This is a genomic window from Proteus sp. GOKU, assembly GCF_015475555.1.
Taxonomy (GTDB): Bacteria; Pseudomonadota; Gammaproteobacteria; order Enterobacterales; family Enterobacteriaceae; genus Proteus; species Proteus mirabilis_B.
The window spans coordinates 2,113,392-2,129,498 of the sequence record NZ_CP034105.1; the positions used below are offsets into that span (position 1 = coordinate 2,113,392).

Annotated in this window: 15 protein-coding genes; 6 read left to right on the forward strand and 9 right to left on the reverse strand. The window is 38.8% G+C overall.

The window, feature by feature from the left end; all coding sequences use genetic code 11:
- The first annotated feature begins 110 nt into the window (after nucleotides 1–110).
- Genes minC through minE form a run of 3 tightly spaced genes read left to right on the forward strand, consistent with a single transcriptional unit; the run spans nucleotide 111 to nucleotide 1,920 of the window.
- Complete coding sequence (minC, locus tag EHE21_RS09845) at nucleotides 111–812, forward strand: septum site-determining protein MinC (protein ID WP_194950569.1); 702 nt, start codon at nucleotides 111–113, stop codon at nucleotides 810–812.
- Between the two features lie 22 nt (nucleotides 813–834).
- A complete protein-coding gene (minD, locus tag EHE21_RS09850) occupies nucleotides 835–1,647 on the forward strand; it encodes a septum site-determining protein MinD (RefSeq protein WP_023582090.1) in 813 nt (270 codons plus the stop codon).
- A 3-nt stretch (nucleotides 1,648–1,650) separates the two neighbouring features.
- Nucleotides 1,651–1,920 carry a cell division topological specificity factor MinE gene (gene minE / locus EHE21_RS09855; RefSeq protein ID WP_023582089.1) on the forward strand — a complete coding sequence of 90 codons (270 nt, stop codon included), beginning with the start codon at nucleotides 1,651–1,653 and terminating at the stop codon, nucleotides 1,918–1,920.
- A gap of 371 nt (nucleotides 1,921–2,291) precedes the next feature.
- Here minE and rnd read toward each other — a convergent pair whose 3' ends face one another.
- The 5 genes from rnd to EHE21_RS09880 all read right to left on the reverse strand — a co-directional run bounded on the left by rnd (nucleotide 2,292) and on the right by EHE21_RS09880 (nucleotide 8,926).
- On the reverse strand, nucleotides 2,292–3,410 hold the full coding sequence (gene rnd, locus EHE21_RS09860) for a ribonuclease D (protein WP_194950570.1): 1,119 nt from the start codon (nucleotides 3,408–3,410) through the stop codon (nucleotides 2,292–2,294).
- Between the two features lie 99 nt (nucleotides 3,411–3,509).
- A complete protein-coding gene (gene fadD / locus EHE21_RS09865; RefSeq protein ID WP_088495469.1) occupies nucleotides 3,510–5,198 on the reverse strand; it encodes a long-chain-fatty-acid--CoA ligase FadD in 1,689 nt (562 codons plus the stop codon).
- Nucleotides 5,199–5,499: 301 nt separating this feature from the next.
- Entirely contained in the window at nucleotides 5,500–6,096 is a 597-nt protein-coding gene (locus EHE21_RS09870; RefSeq protein ID WP_194950571.1) for a Slp family lipoprotein, read from the reverse strand.
- Between the two features lie 92 nt (nucleotides 6,097–6,188).
- Nucleotides 6,189–6,890 (reverse strand): tRNA (adenosine(37)-N6)-threonylcarbamoyltransferase complex dimerization subunit type 1 TsaB, encoded by a 702-nt coding sequence (gene tsaB / locus EHE21_RS09875; protein ID WP_194950572.1) that lies wholly within the window; start codon nucleotides 6,888–6,890, stop codon nucleotides 6,189–6,191.
- A 92-nt stretch (nucleotides 6,891–6,982) separates the two neighbouring features.
- Entirely contained in the window at nucleotides 6,983–8,926 is a 1,944-nt protein-coding gene (locus EHE21_RS09880; protein WP_194950573.1) for an ATP-dependent DNA helicase, read from the reverse strand.
- 85 nt (nucleotides 8,927–9,011) lie between these two features.
- On the opposite strand from EHE21_RS09880, the gene EHE21_RS09885 reads away from it, so the two are divergent.
- On the forward strand, nucleotides 9,012–9,356 hold the full coding sequence (locus EHE21_RS09885; RefSeq protein ID WP_098942664.1) for a RidA family protein: 345 nt from the start codon (nucleotides 9,012–9,014) through the stop codon (nucleotides 9,354–9,356).
- 34 nt (nucleotides 9,357–9,390) lie between these two features.
- Here EHE21_RS09885 and EHE21_RS09890 read toward each other — a convergent pair whose 3' ends face one another.
- The 4 genes from EHE21_RS09890 to zwf all read right to left on the reverse strand — a co-directional run bounded on the left by EHE21_RS09890 (nucleotide 9,391) and on the right by zwf (nucleotide 13,233).
- The gene (locus EHE21_RS09890; RefSeq protein ID WP_194950574.1) at nucleotides 9,391–10,248 is read right to left on the reverse strand and encodes an SDR family oxidoreductase; all 858 of its coding nucleotides are present in this window, start codon (nucleotides 10,246–10,248) and stop codon (nucleotides 9,391–9,393) included.
- Nucleotides 10,249–10,394: 146 nt separating this feature from the next.
- Nucleotides 10,395–10,727: a multidrug/spermidine efflux SMR transporter subunit MdtI gene (gene mdtI / locus EHE21_RS09895; RefSeq protein ID WP_023582084.1), complete on the reverse strand. Its 333-nt coding sequence runs from the start codon at nucleotides 10,725–10,727 to the stop codon at nucleotides 10,395–10,397.
- A 2-nt stretch (nucleotides 10,728–10,729) separates the two neighbouring features.
- The gene (mdtJ, locus tag EHE21_RS09900; RefSeq protein ID WP_075671146.1) at nucleotides 10,730–11,170 is read right to left on the reverse strand and encodes a multidrug/spermidine efflux SMR transporter subunit MdtJ; all 441 of its coding nucleotides are present in this window, start codon (nucleotides 11,168–11,170) and stop codon (nucleotides 10,730–10,732) included.
- A gap of 587 nt (nucleotides 11,171–11,757) precedes the next feature.
- Entirely contained in the window at nucleotides 11,758–13,233 is a 1,476-nt protein-coding gene (zwf, locus tag EHE21_RS09905) for a glucose-6-phosphate dehydrogenase (protein WP_194950575.1), read from the reverse strand.
- A 351-nt stretch (nucleotides 13,234–13,584) separates the two neighbouring features.
- Here zwf and EHE21_RS09910 point away from each other — a divergent pair, with 351 nt between their 5' ends.
- Together EHE21_RS09910 and pyk are read left to right on the forward strand one after the other, a co-directional pair.
- Nucleotides 13,585–14,427, forward strand: a complete 843-nt coding sequence (locus EHE21_RS09910; protein WP_088495461.1) for a MurR/RpiR family transcriptional regulator — start codon at nucleotides 13,585–13,587, stop codon at nucleotides 14,425–14,427.
- 231 nt (nucleotides 14,428–14,658) lie between these two features.
- Nucleotides 14,659–16,101 (forward strand): pyruvate kinase, encoded by a 1,443-nt coding sequence (pyk, locus tag EHE21_RS09915; protein ID WP_088495460.1) that lies wholly within the window; start codon nucleotides 14,659–14,661, stop codon nucleotides 16,099–16,101.
- The last annotated feature ends 6 nt before the right edge of the window (nucleotides 16,102–16,107 follow it).

Consider the following 16,107-nt stretch of genomic DNA (forward strand, 5'->3'; position numbering starts at 1 on the left):
AATAAGCGACTTGCCTGAATATTTTAGTAAATATAACATGCTTATATACTTTCGTAATATCGTCTCTGGTTTTTTGTGCCAGATTATAAAAAATTTACTGAGTCAGATAGATGTCAAACACGCCCATTGAGTTAAAAGGCAGTAATTTTACCCTTTCAGTACTCCATTTAAACGATGGAACACCGAAAGTTATTCGTCAGGCGATTTCAGAAAAAATTGCACAAGCGCCTCAATTTCTGAAAAACGCACCTGTGGTTATCAATGTCTCTGCTTTAGCAGATGAGAATATTGATTTTAAAAAACTGAGGCGAATTGTAGAAGATGCTGGCTTACGAGTCGTGGGAATTAGTGGTAGTTCAGACGCTCAACAGAAAGAAGCGATAATTGCCGCACAGTTACCTATCTTAAATGAAGGTAAAATAGTTAAGCCAAGCAATCAGGCAAATAACGATAAAACGAATGAAGCTCCGGCAGTTGTTCGTCAAAAAACAAAAATCATCCATGCTCCTGTTCGTTCAGGTCAGCGAATTTATGCACAAAATAGCGATTTAGTTGTTATTAGTAATGTGAGTGCAGGTGCTGAATTAATTGCTGATGGCAATGTTCACGTCTACGGTGTATTGCGTGGACGCGTACTTGCAGGCGCATCGGGTGATAAAGAGAGCCATATTTTTTGTACACATCTGTCTGCTGAACTTGTTTCTATTGCTGGTCAATATTGGCTAAGCGACCAAATTCCTACGGACTTTGTTGGTAAGTCAGTACAACTGAGTCTGCAAGAGAATGAATTAACAATCGAGAACTTAATTTAGAGCATCGACAAGGAATCACTCCATGGCACGCATTATTGTTGTTACGTCAGGTAAAGGTGGGGTTGGTAAAACAACTTCCAGCGCGGCCATTTCTACCGGCCTCGCTCAAAAAGGTCATAAGACGGTTGTTATCGACTTTGATATTGGGTTACGTAATTTAGACCTTATCATGGGTTGTGAACGTAGGGTTGTTTATGATTTTGTTAATGTTATTCAGGGCGATGCATCTTTAAATCAAGCATTGATTAAAGATAAGCGTACAGAAAATTTGTTTATTCTCCCTGCATCACAAACAAGAGATAAAGACGCTCTCACCCGTGATGGTGTAGAACAAGTATTAGATGAACTCGATGAAATGGGTTTTGACTTTATTATTTGTGACTCTCCTGCGGGTATTGAAAGTGGCGCATTAATGGCCCTTTATTTCGCAGATGAAGCTATTATCACAACAAACCCTGAAGTATCATCTGTACGTGACTCCGACCGTATTTTAGGCATTCTTGCCTCTAAATCACGTCGTGCTGAACGTGGTGAAGATCCAATTAAAGAACATCTGCTATTAACTCGTTATAATCCGGGCCGCGTTAACCGTGGTGACATGTTAAGTATGGAAGATGTTCTTGAAATTCTATGCATTCCACTATTGGGTGTTATTCCAGAAGATCAATCTGTTTTACGTTCATCTAACCAAGGTGAACCTGTTATTTTAGATGGCGAATCTGATGCAGGTAAAGCCTATTCAGATACAGTAAATCGTTTGTTAGGTGAAGAACATCCATTCCGTTTTATTGAAGAAGAGAAAAAAGGCTTTCTGAAACGCCTTTTTGGGGGGTAAAAGATGGCTTTACTAGATTTTTTCCTGTCGCGTAAAAAGTCGACAGCTAATATTGCCAAGGAGCGTCTGCAAATTATCGTAGCAGAACGTCGCCGTGGTGATAGCGAGCCAGCTTATTTACCTGATATGAAAAGAGATTTATTAGGTGTCATCTGTAAATATGTACAGATTGATCCAGAGATGCTTTCTGTTCAATTTGAACAAAAAGGCGATGATATCTCTGTTTTAGAGCTAAATGTGACTTTACCTGAGAGTGAAGAGCCTACAAAGTAAATCATATTTTACGCTTTATCTAAGTCATTATTCACAGAGCCAGCCATGAACTATAATTAATTTGATTGGCTCTGTGTTTAATTATATACATATTGAATACACCTGAATGCGCAAATAGCGCTATATCTCGTTGCTATTTTAATCATTGGTGATAAGTCACAGGAGACCCGTTATTTCGTCATAACATTTATATTTACCAATAATCTATTTAGTCTATTTCTGCCTTCACCTTCTTTAGGTGTTTTTTGTGTGCAAAAAATAAGAGCCTCAAAAGAGACTCCTATTGTTATTCTTTATTTTGTTTATTTATCAAACTAACGTTCCCATTTTATTTTGGATGTTAGAGGTTGGAAAATAGACAATTAACAAGACTATGGATATTGCGCCAGAATTTCTGTCACTTTTTCTTCTAATAAGGCTTTACGCCAGCGTGAAATTAATTCAGGTTGCCCTTCTTTTATTTTCCAGTGAATACTTAATAACTGATTAATCTGTCTTCTTGATGCTAACAATTCAGGGTTATAGCGCTTATCTTCACTGATTTCTTGAATAACGGCTTTAATCGCTTTAAATGCTTTTTTGTAGTTTGGTTGTTCAATTAAATTACCAATAGGTTCTGGGCAATCTTCATCTTTAACTTCTTTTGCTTTAACAACAAAATCTAATAAACGACGACCATGACAACGAATTTCTTGACCTGAAAGCGATAGTGCATCGAGTTCTGCTAATGACGATGGAAGATAACGAGCAACAGACCATAGGTGTTCTTCTCTTACAACGAAGTTTAATGCCATATCTCGAGCTTTGGCTTGATTTAAGCGCCACTGAGCAAGCATTTGTAAGCACGCTAACTGTTGGTCTTTTAATTGCCATGCATTGCTAATATCACGATAGGCAAGCTCTGGTACAACCGTTTCTTGTCGACGTTCTGCAATCATTTTGCATTCATCTGCAATGGCATCCATATAGCCTGCTTCTTCAGCTTCTTTAATTAATTTTTCAGCTAAAGGCAACAGGTAGAAAACATCACCACTGGCATATTGGCACTGTTTTTCAGTTAGAGGACGCGCTAACCAATCTGTTCGGGATTCACTTTTATCTAACGCAACATTTTCATATTTCTCGACTAATGTTGCAAAACCACAAGAGATAGGATGTCCTAAAAATGCAGCCACCACTTGAGTGTCAATCATTGGTGTTGGAACACAACCAAACTGGTGAGAAAAGACTTCGAGATCTTCACTTCCAGCATGGAGAAACTTCAAAATGCCCGGGTTTGTTAATAGCTCAACGAAAGGAGCCCAATCCTTAATTGCTAACGGATCAATAAGAGAGATCTGTTTACCGTCATACATCTGGATCAAACCAAGATGAGGGTAATAGGTACGTATGCGGACAAACTCTGTATCTAAAGCAATTTGTGAAGCCTGTGAAGCGGCTTTACAGGCGGTATCTAGTGCAGTGTCTGTCGTAATCAATTGATAATTCAAAACAGGTTTCTCTTGTTTTTATGTCTAATGACTTTTTTATGTAATCACAAAAACGCCGGTATAAACCGGCGAAATTGAAAAAGGTTATTGAGTGTTGTATCAAGATTCAGTTGAGGTTTTCAACTCTTTTTCTTCATTTCTTAACTCTCTGCGTAAAATTTTACCAACATTTGATTTTGGTAATTCATCGCGAAACTCAATAATTTTAGGTACTTTATAGCCTGTTAGGTAACGACGACAGTGTGTTTTTATCTCATCTTCCGTTAATGATGGATCTTTTTTCACAATGAAAACTTTAACTGTTTCACCTGAGTTCTTGCTTGGTACACCAATTGCCGCCGATTCCAAAACTTTAGGATGTGCCGTAACGACTTCTTCGACTTCATTAGGGTATACATTAAAACCTGAAACTAAGATCATATCTTTTTTGCGGTCAATGATACGAATAAAGCCTTCGTCATCCATTGTGGCAATATCACCTGTTGCAACCCAGCCATCGTGTAGGACTTCATCAGTCGCATCAGGGCGATTCCAATAACCTTTCATTACCTGAGGGCCACGAACCCACATCTCACCACCTACCGTGCGGTCAACTTCGTTACCTTCATCATCAATAAACTTAACGTCTGTTGAAGGTACTGGTAATCCAATACTGCCACTGTATTTTTTCAGATTATAAGGATTACCAGTGACTAAAGGAGAACATTCCGTCAAACCATAACCTTCTAACAGATGTTTACCAGTTAACTCTTCCCACTCTTTAGCAACACTACTTTGAACAGGCATACCGCCGCCAACAGAGAGATTCAGTTTCGAGAAGTCGAGCTGACGAAATTCTGGATTTTGCAACCAAGCATTAAATAAAGTATTTACACCTGTGATTGCCGTGACAGGGTAACGTCCTAACTCTTTAATTGTTCCTTTCACATCGCGAGGGTTAGTGATAAGTAAGTTTTTACCACCAATTTCAATAAAGAGTAGACAGTTAACGGTTAAAGCAAAAACGTGATACAGCGGTAATGCGGTGACCACCAGCTCTTTACCTACATTTAGTGCAGGTACATAAGCCGCTTTCGCTTGCTCAAGGTTTGCCAACATATTGCGATGCGTTAACATTGCGCCTTTAGCAATTCCTGTTGTGCCACCCGTGTATTGTAAAAAGGCTAAATCTTTACCTGTAATTTCAGGTTTAATATATTGCATACGATAGCCAAAATGCATTGCTCGACGAAATGAAATTGCATCAGGCAAGTTATATTTAGGTACTAATCGTTTGATATATTTAACAACAAAATCGACTAATGTTGCTTTAGGACGAGAGAGTTGATCACCCATTCGGGTCAAAATAACGTGTTTAATATTGGTATTAAATACGATTTTTTCGAGTGTATGCGCAAAGTTGGAGACTATTACAATGGCACTTGCACCACTGTCATTTAACTGATGTTCAAGTTCTCTTGGTGTGTAAAGTGGGTTTACGTTTACGACAACCATGCCTGCACGAAGAATACCGAAAAGCGCGATAGGATATTGCAGTAAATTAGGCATCATTAAGGCGACACGATCACCTTTCTTCAATCCTAAGCCATTTTGCAGATATGCTGCAAAAGCACGGCTACGCTCTTCAAGTTTGCGATAAGTCATGACCTCGCCCATATTGATAAAGGCGGGTTGATCTGCGTAATTTGCGACAGCGTTTTCAAGCATCTCAGCAAGGGATGCGAAACGGTCCGGGTCAATTTCAGCCGGAACATCTGCCGGATAACGTTTAAGCCAGACTTTTTCCAAAGTAGTACTCCTGATTAATCGCACTTCTTGGGTTAATATTATGTTTCATTTTTAACAAAGTATTAACTCATCCTACCAGCACAAACAATTTTCTGTTGTGAAGATGCGAAGTGTGTCACTAAATATTTTATTTTTAGATTAACAAAAAAGAAGGCGGTCAAAACCGCCCTCTCTTTTATTTTTATTCAACTTTAATAACTCTATTAGATAGTTACCTAATATATTATAGATATTGATTATACACCGTTTCACACAAATGGAGATAAAATATTATATCGTCATGCGATCTAATACCCACTTTTTATTCTAAAACGGGCACGACCTGACCAGTTCCATATGGATATCCACCATAACCGCCATATCCATGGTGATAGCCCCAATATGGACCATCGCCATAATATCCCCATGTCATAACAGGTGCGGGCATAATGACTTGCTGTGTCAGTGTCCAACGTTTCATACCTGTTACATCAATACGTAAAAATGGATAACTCGCCTCACCAACTTTGCCAGTTTCAACACCTTTGATAGTACCAACAACAGTTACGTATTGATTTTTATAATCAGTGGGATCTAAGAAATGCATAACATTAGCATAGAGACGCCCAACAGAAGGCTGTTTCAATTCTGGTGCAGCATCGTATTGAGAAAGAGGCATAACGGCAATTTCTAGCTGCGTTGATGATTGAAGATTTTTAACATCAATCACACGTCCACCAAAACGCCCTTCTTGACCAATATAAAGTTCAGGTGCAGCAAAAACGCCATTTAAATTAGTCACTGGCGTTGCTGATGTACCTTTTATTGATTCAGGTATAGAGACGCATCCCGCTAGAAACAAAGCACTAGATAGAAATAGCGCTTTGCTTACCAAACGGTAGTTTAATTGTCTGTTCATAAACCACCTCATTGCAAGTCAATATTAACGTTACTCTATAATAATATTATAGCTTAGCTTCACTCTTCGGCTTCTAATAGATACTTCTAAATCTATTCACGACCAGGCAATTTTTTCCACGTTACTTCATTACGTAAATAAACTGGCTCAGCATCTTCAACTTTCGTGGCTTTACCTTCATGCCAAGCAGTTACAGCAAGAGGTAACATATCTTGTGCAGCGGGAAGCGTGATCTCAGTTTCAACAACAGTGAAAGGCAGTGCCTCTTTTAAATCAGGATATGCTTGCCAGCCTGTACCTGCAATTGCCCATGTTCCTGTTGTTGACTGTAATGCTTCAATAAATTGCTCAGGTTTCATCACCGCTTCTGTGTCTTCGCCCATCCAAACACCTGCATCATTACGCTGATATTGAGCGCAATAAATTTCACCCATACGCGCATCTATTGCTACAAGAACTTGTTTAATACCCGTTGTTCTAAAGACACCTTCAGCCATTGTGGCAAGTGATGAAATACCAATCATTGGCAACTCTGCGCCTAACGCGATACCTTGTGCAACACCTACACCGATGCGAACACCTGTAAAACTTCCGGGACCTCGCCCAAAAGCAAGAACATCCAATGATTGCAATGTGATGTTTGCTTCTTCTAAGGCGCTTTTCACCATAGGTAAAATCTTTTGTGTATGTTCACGAGGTGAGATTTCAAAACGTGAAGCAACAACGCCTTCATTCCAAACTGCAACTGAACAAGATTCTGTTGCAGTATCAATTGCTAAAATTCGCAGTGACACGCCATAACTCCGGCAAATTCGATAATTAAAAGAGGAAGAATAATATCATAATAGTGTTCAACAGAATAAACACACATTCTGTGCGATCGCTATTATGAATCCGATATTTCTTGTATTTCATTCTGCTGTGCGCGTTGGCTCAAAAATTTCATTGTTTTTTCGAGTGAACGCGTACGAGGTGATGGAGGCAAACTACTTAAAAAAACTTCGCCATAAGCACGAGAAACTAACCTATCATCACAAACTATAATTGCACCATAATCGTGTACATCACGAATTAATCGCCCAACACCTTGCTTTAAACTAATAACAGCATCAGGAATTTGGACGTCTCTAAAAGCATCTCCGCCTCGCAATTCACAATCTTCAATACGTGCTCTTAATAAAGGATCATCAGGTGCTGTAAAGGGTAATTTATCAATAATCACGCAAGACAACGTATCGCCACGCACGTCAACGCCTTCCCAAAAACTTTGGGTCGCAACTAAAAGCGCATTTCCTGATGAAACAAACTTTTGCAGTAATTGCGTTTTGCTCATTTCTCCTTGCATCAATACAGGTAATGGCAAACTGGCTTTAAACTCTTCAGCAAGTCCACGCATCATGGCATGTGAGGTACAGAGGAAAAAACAGCGGCCTTGGTTCTTTAAAATAACGGGCGTTAGCATAGCGGCTAAACGTTTCGCTGTATAAGGCTGATTTAATGGTGGTAAATAACGCGGTACACAGAGTAATGTTTGATGTTGATAATCAAATGGGCTGTTTAAAATCAGTGTTGTCGCATTTTCTAAGCCTAATCTATCTGTGTAATAAGACATCTGCTCATTTACAGAAAGTGTTGCTGAGGTAAATACCCAACTGCTTTTATGTGATTTGATTAATTCGCGAAATTTATCTGCAACAGACAGTGGTGTGATAGCTAATAAGAAATGGCGACCATAACTTTCAAACCAGTAACTATAACCCGGAATTGTGGTGTCAATCAGGCGTTTTAAACGATTGCGATAAACGGTGGCACGTTCAAAAGCACTATCAAGTAATTGGCTTCGCCCTAACGAGAGTTTCATTACGTCATAACTCAATTCTAAGGCATCATCCAGTAATGTAAGAAAACGTTTTGTTTCGCCACCTTGCAATAGCTCACGTAAATTTCCTCGATAGCCTGTTTCACCTAACACTAGGCGAAAATCCATCACCATTTGCGTTAATCTATCAGCACTTTTTTGTAACTGAACTTGATCTCTTACTTCTGTACGATAAGCAACCGTCATATCTCTGGCGAGATCAAATAGCTGTCTACTGGTAAGTTGTTGTCCAAAATAGTGGCTAGCAATATCTGGAATTTGATGGGCTTCATCAAAGATCATAATTTCAGCTTCCGGAATTAGCTCACCAAAACCAGTATCTTTAACAACAGTATCCGCCATAAATAAATGGTGATTAACCACCACGACATCTGCATCCATTGCTTTTTTACGTGCGCTTAGAACATAGCACTCTTTATAACGAGGGCAATCACTTCCCAAGCAGTTATCGTTAGTGCTGGTGACTAAAGGCCAAACTCGGCTATCTTCAGCAACACTATGACAACGGCTAACATCACCATCTTCTGTTTGTGTTGACCATTGGCGTACATACATAACATCAGACAAAACTTCAGCTTCCAGATCACCACCACTGAGCATTTGCTGATCAAGTCGTTCTAAACAGAGGTAGTTAGAGCGCCCTTTTAATAACGCCGTATTACCATCATAATTAATTGCTTCAATGATCGTTGGTAAATCTCGACTATATAATTGATCTTGCAAGGCTTTAGAGCCCGTTGAGATAATAGTTTTTTTACCCGAACGCAATGCTGGTACAAGATAGGCATACGTTTTTCCAGTACCTGTACCCGCTTCAGCGATAAGTACACCTTGCTTATCAATAGTTTCCGTTATCGATTTCGCCATTTGTCGTTGAGCTTCACGGGGATGAAATCCTGGAATAGTTCGGGTTAAAATCCCGTTTTCTGCAAAATCGTCTGACACAGGCATACTCTTTTTATAAAATAAGACGTAAATTATGCCAGTGGATAACCAAAAGTACCACCTATGCCGTTAATACAAAGGAGAATTCATAATGACAATTAAACGTATCGACCCTGAAGATCGCTGGTCTGAAGCCGTTATTCATAACGACACTATTTATTACACTGCAGTGCCAGAAAACTTATCAGGCGATATTATTGAACAAACAGCAGACACATTAGCGGCAATCGACGTTTTGTTACAACGTGTAGGTTCTGATAAAACTAAAATTCTTGATGCGACAATCTTTTTAGCTGATAAAGCCGATTTTGAAGGTATGAATAAAGCGTGGGATGCATGGGTTGCCAAAGGTAGCGCACCTGTGCGTTGTACTGTACAAGCACAATTAATGCACCCTGAATATAAAGTCGAAATTAAAATTATTGCTGCAATGTAAAAGTATTTAATAAGCACCTACTTTCCATAGGTGCTTATTTTTTGAATTTATTAGCTAAATCAAGATAGTAATCTGACAAATGCTCATCGCCATAGCTCTCACCAATATGGCTATTTCCCATAAATGTTAAGAAAAACTCAAAAGGCCCATAAAATTTTTGAGAAGTAAAATGGCGCAATATAAAAATAGTCATTTTTCTTAAGAAGTCAGGTAGATGAATAATTTTTACTTTTTTATTTAATGCAACGCCTGCAAGTTCAGCAATTTGATTTAATGACAGAACATCAGGTCCACCCACAGAAATTTCTTTCGTATTACGCCCTATCATTTTAATTACAAACTGGGCTAGATCTTTACCTGAGATAGGATTAATTTTTTGTTCACCCGAACCAAATAAATAGACTTTTCCCGCCGAAGCCATTTGTAAAAAATCTCCCATATCGCTGAAGTAGCCATTAGGTCGAATAATACAATACGATAAATTAGATTGTTTTAATTTATCGACAAAACGCTCTTTAGCTTCAAAGATTTTTAATTGGCGGTATTTATCTCCATCTATGGCGGAGATATAAATAAACTGTTTAACTTGTGATTTAACAGCTTCTTCAAGAAGGTTTACATTCGCTTGATAGTCAACATCCTGATAGGTTAATCCCTCTTTTTGCCGAGTGATCCCTACTGTAGAAATAACACAATCAATATCTTTAGTAAGATCTTTTATTTGGTCAGGATTTGTTATTGCACCAATAAAAACATCATCAATATTCGTAAACTGTGTCGCTTGCTGGCGATTTCTAACTAAAATACGTACCCAATAACCTTGTGTTTTTAGTTCTTGTACAAGAAATCGTCCTAAATAACCTGTTGCCCCAGCGACTAATATCCGTTTCATATATTCTCCTTGTTTAAACAATAAAAAGAATAGCATAAAAACAAAAAAGCTGAATTCATAAGAACTCAGCTTTTTTAATGTCACTTATTTTGCTGTGATAATTAGATTCTTTTTTATCAATATCTCACTCATTAAGTTAATTAGATTTAGGCAAATTTAATCATTACCATACCTACTAGTAATAATATAATTCCACCCCATCCTTTATAATTGAGTCTTTGATTAAATAAAATCCAACCGGCGGCGATAGTTGCAATAATTCCGAATGCTCCCCAAAGTGCATAAGCTACCGAAAGCTCTATTCCTTTGACTGCCATTGCTAGTGCACTAAAAGCACCTAACACACAAAACAGTGATAATATTCCTAACCCCATTCGGCTAAAGCCGTTAGACATTTTTAAGAATATATTCGCGACAATCTCCAGCACTACGGCAAGTATTAAAAACGCACCGTGCCACCATTCAAATTGAGCTAACATAATTAAGCCTCCTTGATATTGGCAGGAATTGGCTTATTCGCTCCTTTTACAGCACTGGCAACGTGCTTGGCTTTACCAGCAATACTTTTTACCGATTCTGTTGTTTTCTTAGCAACAGCCGATTTTTTAGTACCTGATTTGATAAGCGTGATCCCTGCAATTAACATTGCTAGACCGCCTAATTTTAATGGTGAGAGTGATTCTCCAAACCACAGAACACTGAATGTCGTAATAATGACAATTCCAATACCTTCCCACAGTGCATATGCTACACCTAATGCCACTTTTTTAACGGCTATGGCTAAAAAGATATAGGAAGTGGCAATCATTAACCACATCACAATCATACCGGTGTAACCACCGCTCACACTGGCGTACTTCATAGATAAAGTACCGATAACTTCACAAACAATAGCTAATGCTAAAAATATCCAATAAATCATTTTTTCATCTCTCATACACACTCGAAATACGCCAAAACGTTTCTTACGCAGAAGATAGAGAATATGTAGATAGTCTTTCTGGCGGCAATAGTAGCCGAACGTTAAGGCAACGTCGTTTCCTGATAACTCAGGAATAAAGATGAGAGGTTTCTATAATGCGCCACACCAGTAGTGTTCGCTGGATAAAATAGCAGAAAGGAATAACTTATAGGTAGAACGTTTAACTTTGACGCTTTTGGCGCTAGTCATGATTATTTATTCTTTCATCGCACAGACCATCCGCACGATATACTCCGAACCCTCATATAAGATGGTTAAATGTTACATGATATTTCTATCACGCCAAATTATTTAAAGCAATGCTTTTGAGGAAAAAATTTTTAGTTAATTGGTTGGTTTTATTTAAGTTTTAATTTTCTATAGCACCATAACTTGTCGGTTTAATGAATAGTTATTGAAACAATTTTCGTTTTAGCATGGGTTTTATTCATCTATTAGCAAGTAATTATGCTTAAAAACATTTGTCAGATACAAAAACACCCAGCATAGCTGGGTGTTTTTTCTTTAGAATGGATAATCAAAATCAGTTATTCAATTTCATTCCAAGAACGACCATCGCGGGTGATCATGGCAACAGATGCCACAGGTCCCCAAGTGCCCGCTTGATATGGCTTAGGCAACTCATTATCGCATTCCCATGCGCTAATGATTGAATCCACCCATTTCCATGCTTCTTCTACTTCGTCACGACGCACGAATAGCGCTTGTATCCCGCGCATGGCTTCTAACAATAAGCGCTCGTAAGCATCCGCCAAATGCGTTTGATTGAATGTTTCAGAGAAACTCAAGTCCAGCTTAGTTGTTTGTAAACGGTGTTTATGATCGAGTCCCGGTGCTTTATTTAGCACTTCGATATCGATGCCTTCATCTGGCTGTAAACGAATAGTCAGCTTATTTTGTGGTAACTCTTGATAAGTCTCACTGAAAATATTCAGCGCAGGCTTTTTAAAATAAACCACAACTTCTGAACATTTACTTGGTAGACGTTTACCTGTTCTTAGATAAAACGGAACACCCGCCCAACGCCAGTTGTCAATATCAGCGCGGATTGCCACAAATGTTTCTGTATTACTGGTTTTATTCGCACCTTCTTCATCAAGATAACCCGGCACTTTTTTACCTTGTACAAAACCACCAGTATATTGTCCACGAACCGTTTTTTCGCGAATATTGGTGTTATCAATACGGCGTAATGAACGTAAGACTTTCACTTTTTCTTGGCGAATACTGTCAGCCGTTAAATCAGCAGGTGGTGACATCGCTATCATAGTCAGGATTTGTAATAGGTGGTTTTGCACCATATCACGCATTTGACCGGCTTGATCAAAGTATCCCCAACGCCCTTCAATACCCACTTCTTCTGCAACCGTAATTTGGACATGGTCAATCGTTTTATTGTCCCAGTTGTTGACAAATAGTGAGTTTGCAAAGCGCAATGCTAATAAGTTTAAAACGGTTTCTTTACCTAAATAGTGGTCAATACGATAAATTTGTGTCTCTTTAAAGTATTTCGCCACACTATCGTTAATAGAAACCGAAGACGCTAAATCAGTCCCTAATGGTTTTTCCATTACGACACGATTAGGCTCTTTGTTTAATTTTGCATGCCCTAATCCCTGACACATCGCACTAAAGGTGCTTGGAGGCATAGCAAAGTAATAGATAGCCGGTAATTTATCTTGTTTTAGATGCTTTGATAACTCAATGAAATGGTCGGTTTCATTAACATCAAGATTACAAAAATCTAAGCGATCACTTAAACGTTGCCAAATTTCAGGGTTAATTTCTTCTTTTAAAAAGGTTTTTAACGCTTCATGAGCGACATTTTTATATGCATCAACATCCCAATCAGCACGACCGACACCAATAATGCGAGAGTCAGGGTGAATATATCCTGCTTTTTCCAATTGATATAATGATGGAATGAGCTTACGGCGTGCTAGATCCCCTTTCGTACCGAAGATAACCAGATCACAGGCCTGAGCAGTCGATATCGCTGCCATAGAACGTCTCCTCATGATGAGATTTTGTAATTTTGTTACAGAATTTTGTATTAATGTACTCTTTTGGATGTATTCAGTAAATACACTTGCACATTTTAGTCCCTAACTTACCACACATATTGTAATGCTTCATTTTATGCCTAGTGTTTTATCCTTTCTTGTAACTTTACAACAGTTTTGTATCTTGCTTTCAGCTTTGAAAGTTAGACACACGTCATACTTTAACGAAAAAAGCCCTGTTTACCGATGGTTTACACTGCAAGCCTTGTTCTTTGCGTAGTATATTTTCATAAAACCGTTATAGATTTCTCCTTTTATTGAAATTGGCAAAGCCAAGGATCTGTATATTTAATGAATATATTGGAAAGGGTTCAGTCTAATCTGGACATCTTGAGTAAATCAGAAAAAAAAGTCGCAGAGGCTGTTTTAACTGCGCCACAAACCGTTATCCATTCAAGTATTGCCTTAATGGCTAAAACGGCTGATGTCAGTGAACCCACTGTTAATCGATTTTGCCGACGTATGGCAACAAAAGGATTTCCTGATTTCAAATTACAATTAGCACAAAGCATTGCCAACGGCACACCTTATGTAAATCGTAATATTGATGATTCCGATACTGTCTCTTCTTATACCAATAAAATTTTTGAATCCGCAATGGCGGGACTTGAAAATGTTAAAAATAATATTGATATCGCAGCTATCAATCGTGCAGTTGATATTTTGACGCAAGCTAAAAAAATCTCTTTTTTTGGTTTAGGTGCATCAGCAGCCGTTGCTCACGATGCCATGAATAAGTTTTCTCGTTTTAATATTCCTGTCACTTATTTTGATGATGTTGTTATGCAGCGTATGAGTTGCATAAATAGTACTGATGGTGATGTGGTGGTTATTATTTCACATACAGGACGTACTAAGAATTTAGTTGAAATCGCAAAAATCGCGCGTGAAAACGATGCATCGGTCATTGCCATTACCACTCCGGGCTCTCTTTTAGCCTCTGAAGCTACCCTTCCTATATTGCTTGATGTGCCTGAAGATACTGATATCTACATGCCGATGATCTCCCGCCTTGCTCAACTCACTATTATTGATGTTCTCGCAACAGGATTTATTTTACGCCGAGGACCAAAATTCAGAGATAACTTGAAGCGCGTCAAAGAAGCTTTACGTGATTCACGGTTTGATAAGTAACCGTTTTTAATTATTCTGTTAGTATTGTCACACTTCAATTTGTGCCCCTGACTAGATAAGTTTTTGAAAAATGGTAGCATATCTGCGAGCTAACTCTCGCATATAATGAAAACAGTAGTGTATGTTGCAATTAGCTTGAAGCGTTTCACTTAACATATTGGGTAAAGCACTATCTGATTTCTGTTTTATCCAATTGCCAACACCTTTCGTTCAAGGTCAACGGAGTAATACATGTCCAGACGGCTCAGAAGAACAAAAATTGTTACCACCTTAGGCCCAGCAACAGATCGTGATAATAACTTAGAAAAAATTATTATTGCTGGCGCAAATGTTGTTCGATTAAATTTCTCTCATGGTTCTGCGGAAGACCATCTTGCTCGCGCTAATCGTACGCGTGAAATTGCTGCAAGATTAGGTCGCCATGTTGCTATCCTCGGGGATTTACAAGGTCCTAAAATCCGTGTATCTACCTTTAAAGACGGAAAAGTTTTCCTGAATGTCGGTGATAAATTCTTACTTGATGCAGCGCTTGAAAAAGGCGAAGGCAACCAAAATCAAGTGGGTATCGACTATAAAGGCTTACCTGCTGACGTGGTTCCAGGCGATATTTTACTTCTTGATGATGGTCGAGTTCAGTTAAAAGTCCTCAAAGTTGATGGTTTAAAAGTCTTTACTGAAGTGACTGTCGGTGGCCCTTTATCTAACAATAAAGGCATTAATAAGCTCGGTGGAGGCCTCTCTGCTGATGCATTAACAGAAAAAGATAAGCAAGACATTATCACTGCTGCAAAAATTGGTGTTGATTACCTTGCCGTTTCATTCCCAAGAACAGGTGAAGATCTTAACCTTGCTCGCCGTTTAGCCCGTGATGCAGGCTGTGAATGCCAAATCGTTTCTAAAGTAGAGCGTGCTGAAGCGGTTGCTAATGATGAAATCATTGATGAAATCATTCTTGCTTCTGATGTGGTGATGGTTGCTCGTGGCGATTTAGGTGTTGAAATTGGTGATCCTGAGCTGGTGGGTGTACAGAAAAAATTAATTCGTCGTGCTCGTCAGCTTAATCGTGTCGTTATCACTGCTACTCAAATGATGGAATCAATGATAACAAATCCAATGCCAACACGTGCTGAAGTCATGGACGTTGCTAACGCCGTATTAGATGGCACTGATGCTGTTATGCTTTCAGCAGAAACCGCAGCAGGACAATATCCAGCAGAAACGGTCGCTTCAATGGCACAAGTCTGCTTAGGCGCTGAAAAAATGCCAGCTGCCAATGTTTCTAAGCACCGTTTAGATATGGTGTTTGATACAGTAGAAGAAGCCATTGCGATGTCTACAATGTATGCAGCTAACCATATGAAAGGCGTTAATGCGATTATTGCGATGACTGAATCAGGTCGTACTGCACGCATGATGTCCCGCATCAGTACAGGTTTACCGATTTTCTCAATGTCTCGTCATGAGAAAACATTAAATCAGACTGCTCTTTATCGTGGTGTAACACCCGTTTATTGCAGTACTCACACTGATGGTATTGCCGCTGCTAATGAAGCAATCGGCCGTTTACGTGATAAAGGTTTCTTAGTTTCTGGTGATTTAGTGTTAGTCACTCAAGGTGACCAAATGGGCACTGTGGGTAGCACCAATACATGCCGTATTCTGACGGTTGAATAACACAGA

Coding starts and splice junctions, on each gene's coding strand:
- minC (WP_194950569.1), top strand. CDS start 111: ATGTCAAACACGCCCATTGAGTTAAAAGGCAGTAATTTTACCCTTTCA.
- minD (WP_023582090.1), top strand. CDS start 835: ATGGCACGCATTATTGTTGTTACGTCAGGTAAAGGTGGGGTTGGTAAA.
- minE (WP_023582089.1), top strand. CDS start 1,651: ATGGCTTTACTAGATTTTTTCCTGTCGCGTAAAAAGTCGACAGCTAAT.
- EHE21_RS09870 (WP_194950571.1), bottom strand. CDS start 6,096: ATGAACAGACAATTAAACTACCGTTTGGTAAGCAAAGCGCTATTTCTA.
- EHE21_RS09880 (WP_194950573.1), bottom strand. CDS start 8,926: ATGCCTGTGTCAGACGATTTTGCAGAAAACGGGATTTTAACCCGAACT.
- EHE21_RS09885 (WP_098942664.1), top strand. CDS start 9,012: ATGACAATTAAACGTATCGACCCTGAAGATCGCTGGTCTGAAGCCGTT.
- EHE21_RS09890 (WP_194950574.1), bottom strand. CDS start 10,248: ATGAAACGGATATTAGTCGCTGGGGCAACAGGTTATTTAGGACGATTT.
- mdtI (WP_023582084.1), bottom strand. CDS start 10,727: ATGTTAGCTCAATTTGAATGGTGGCACGGTGCGTTTTTAATACTTGCC.
- mdtJ (WP_075671146.1), bottom strand. CDS start 11,170: ATGATTTATTGGATATTTTTAGCATTAGCTATTGTTTGTGAAGTTATC.
- zwf (WP_194950575.1), bottom strand. CDS start 13,233: ATGGCAGCGATATCGACTGCTCAGGCCTGTGATCTGGTTATCTTCGGT.
- EHE21_RS09910 (WP_088495461.1), top strand. CDS start 13,585: ATGAATATATTGGAAAGGGTTCAGTCTAATCTGGACATCTTGAGTAAA.
- pyk (WP_088495460.1), top strand. CDS start 14,659: ATGTCCAGACGGCTCAGAAGAACAAAAATTGTTACCACCTTAGGCCCA.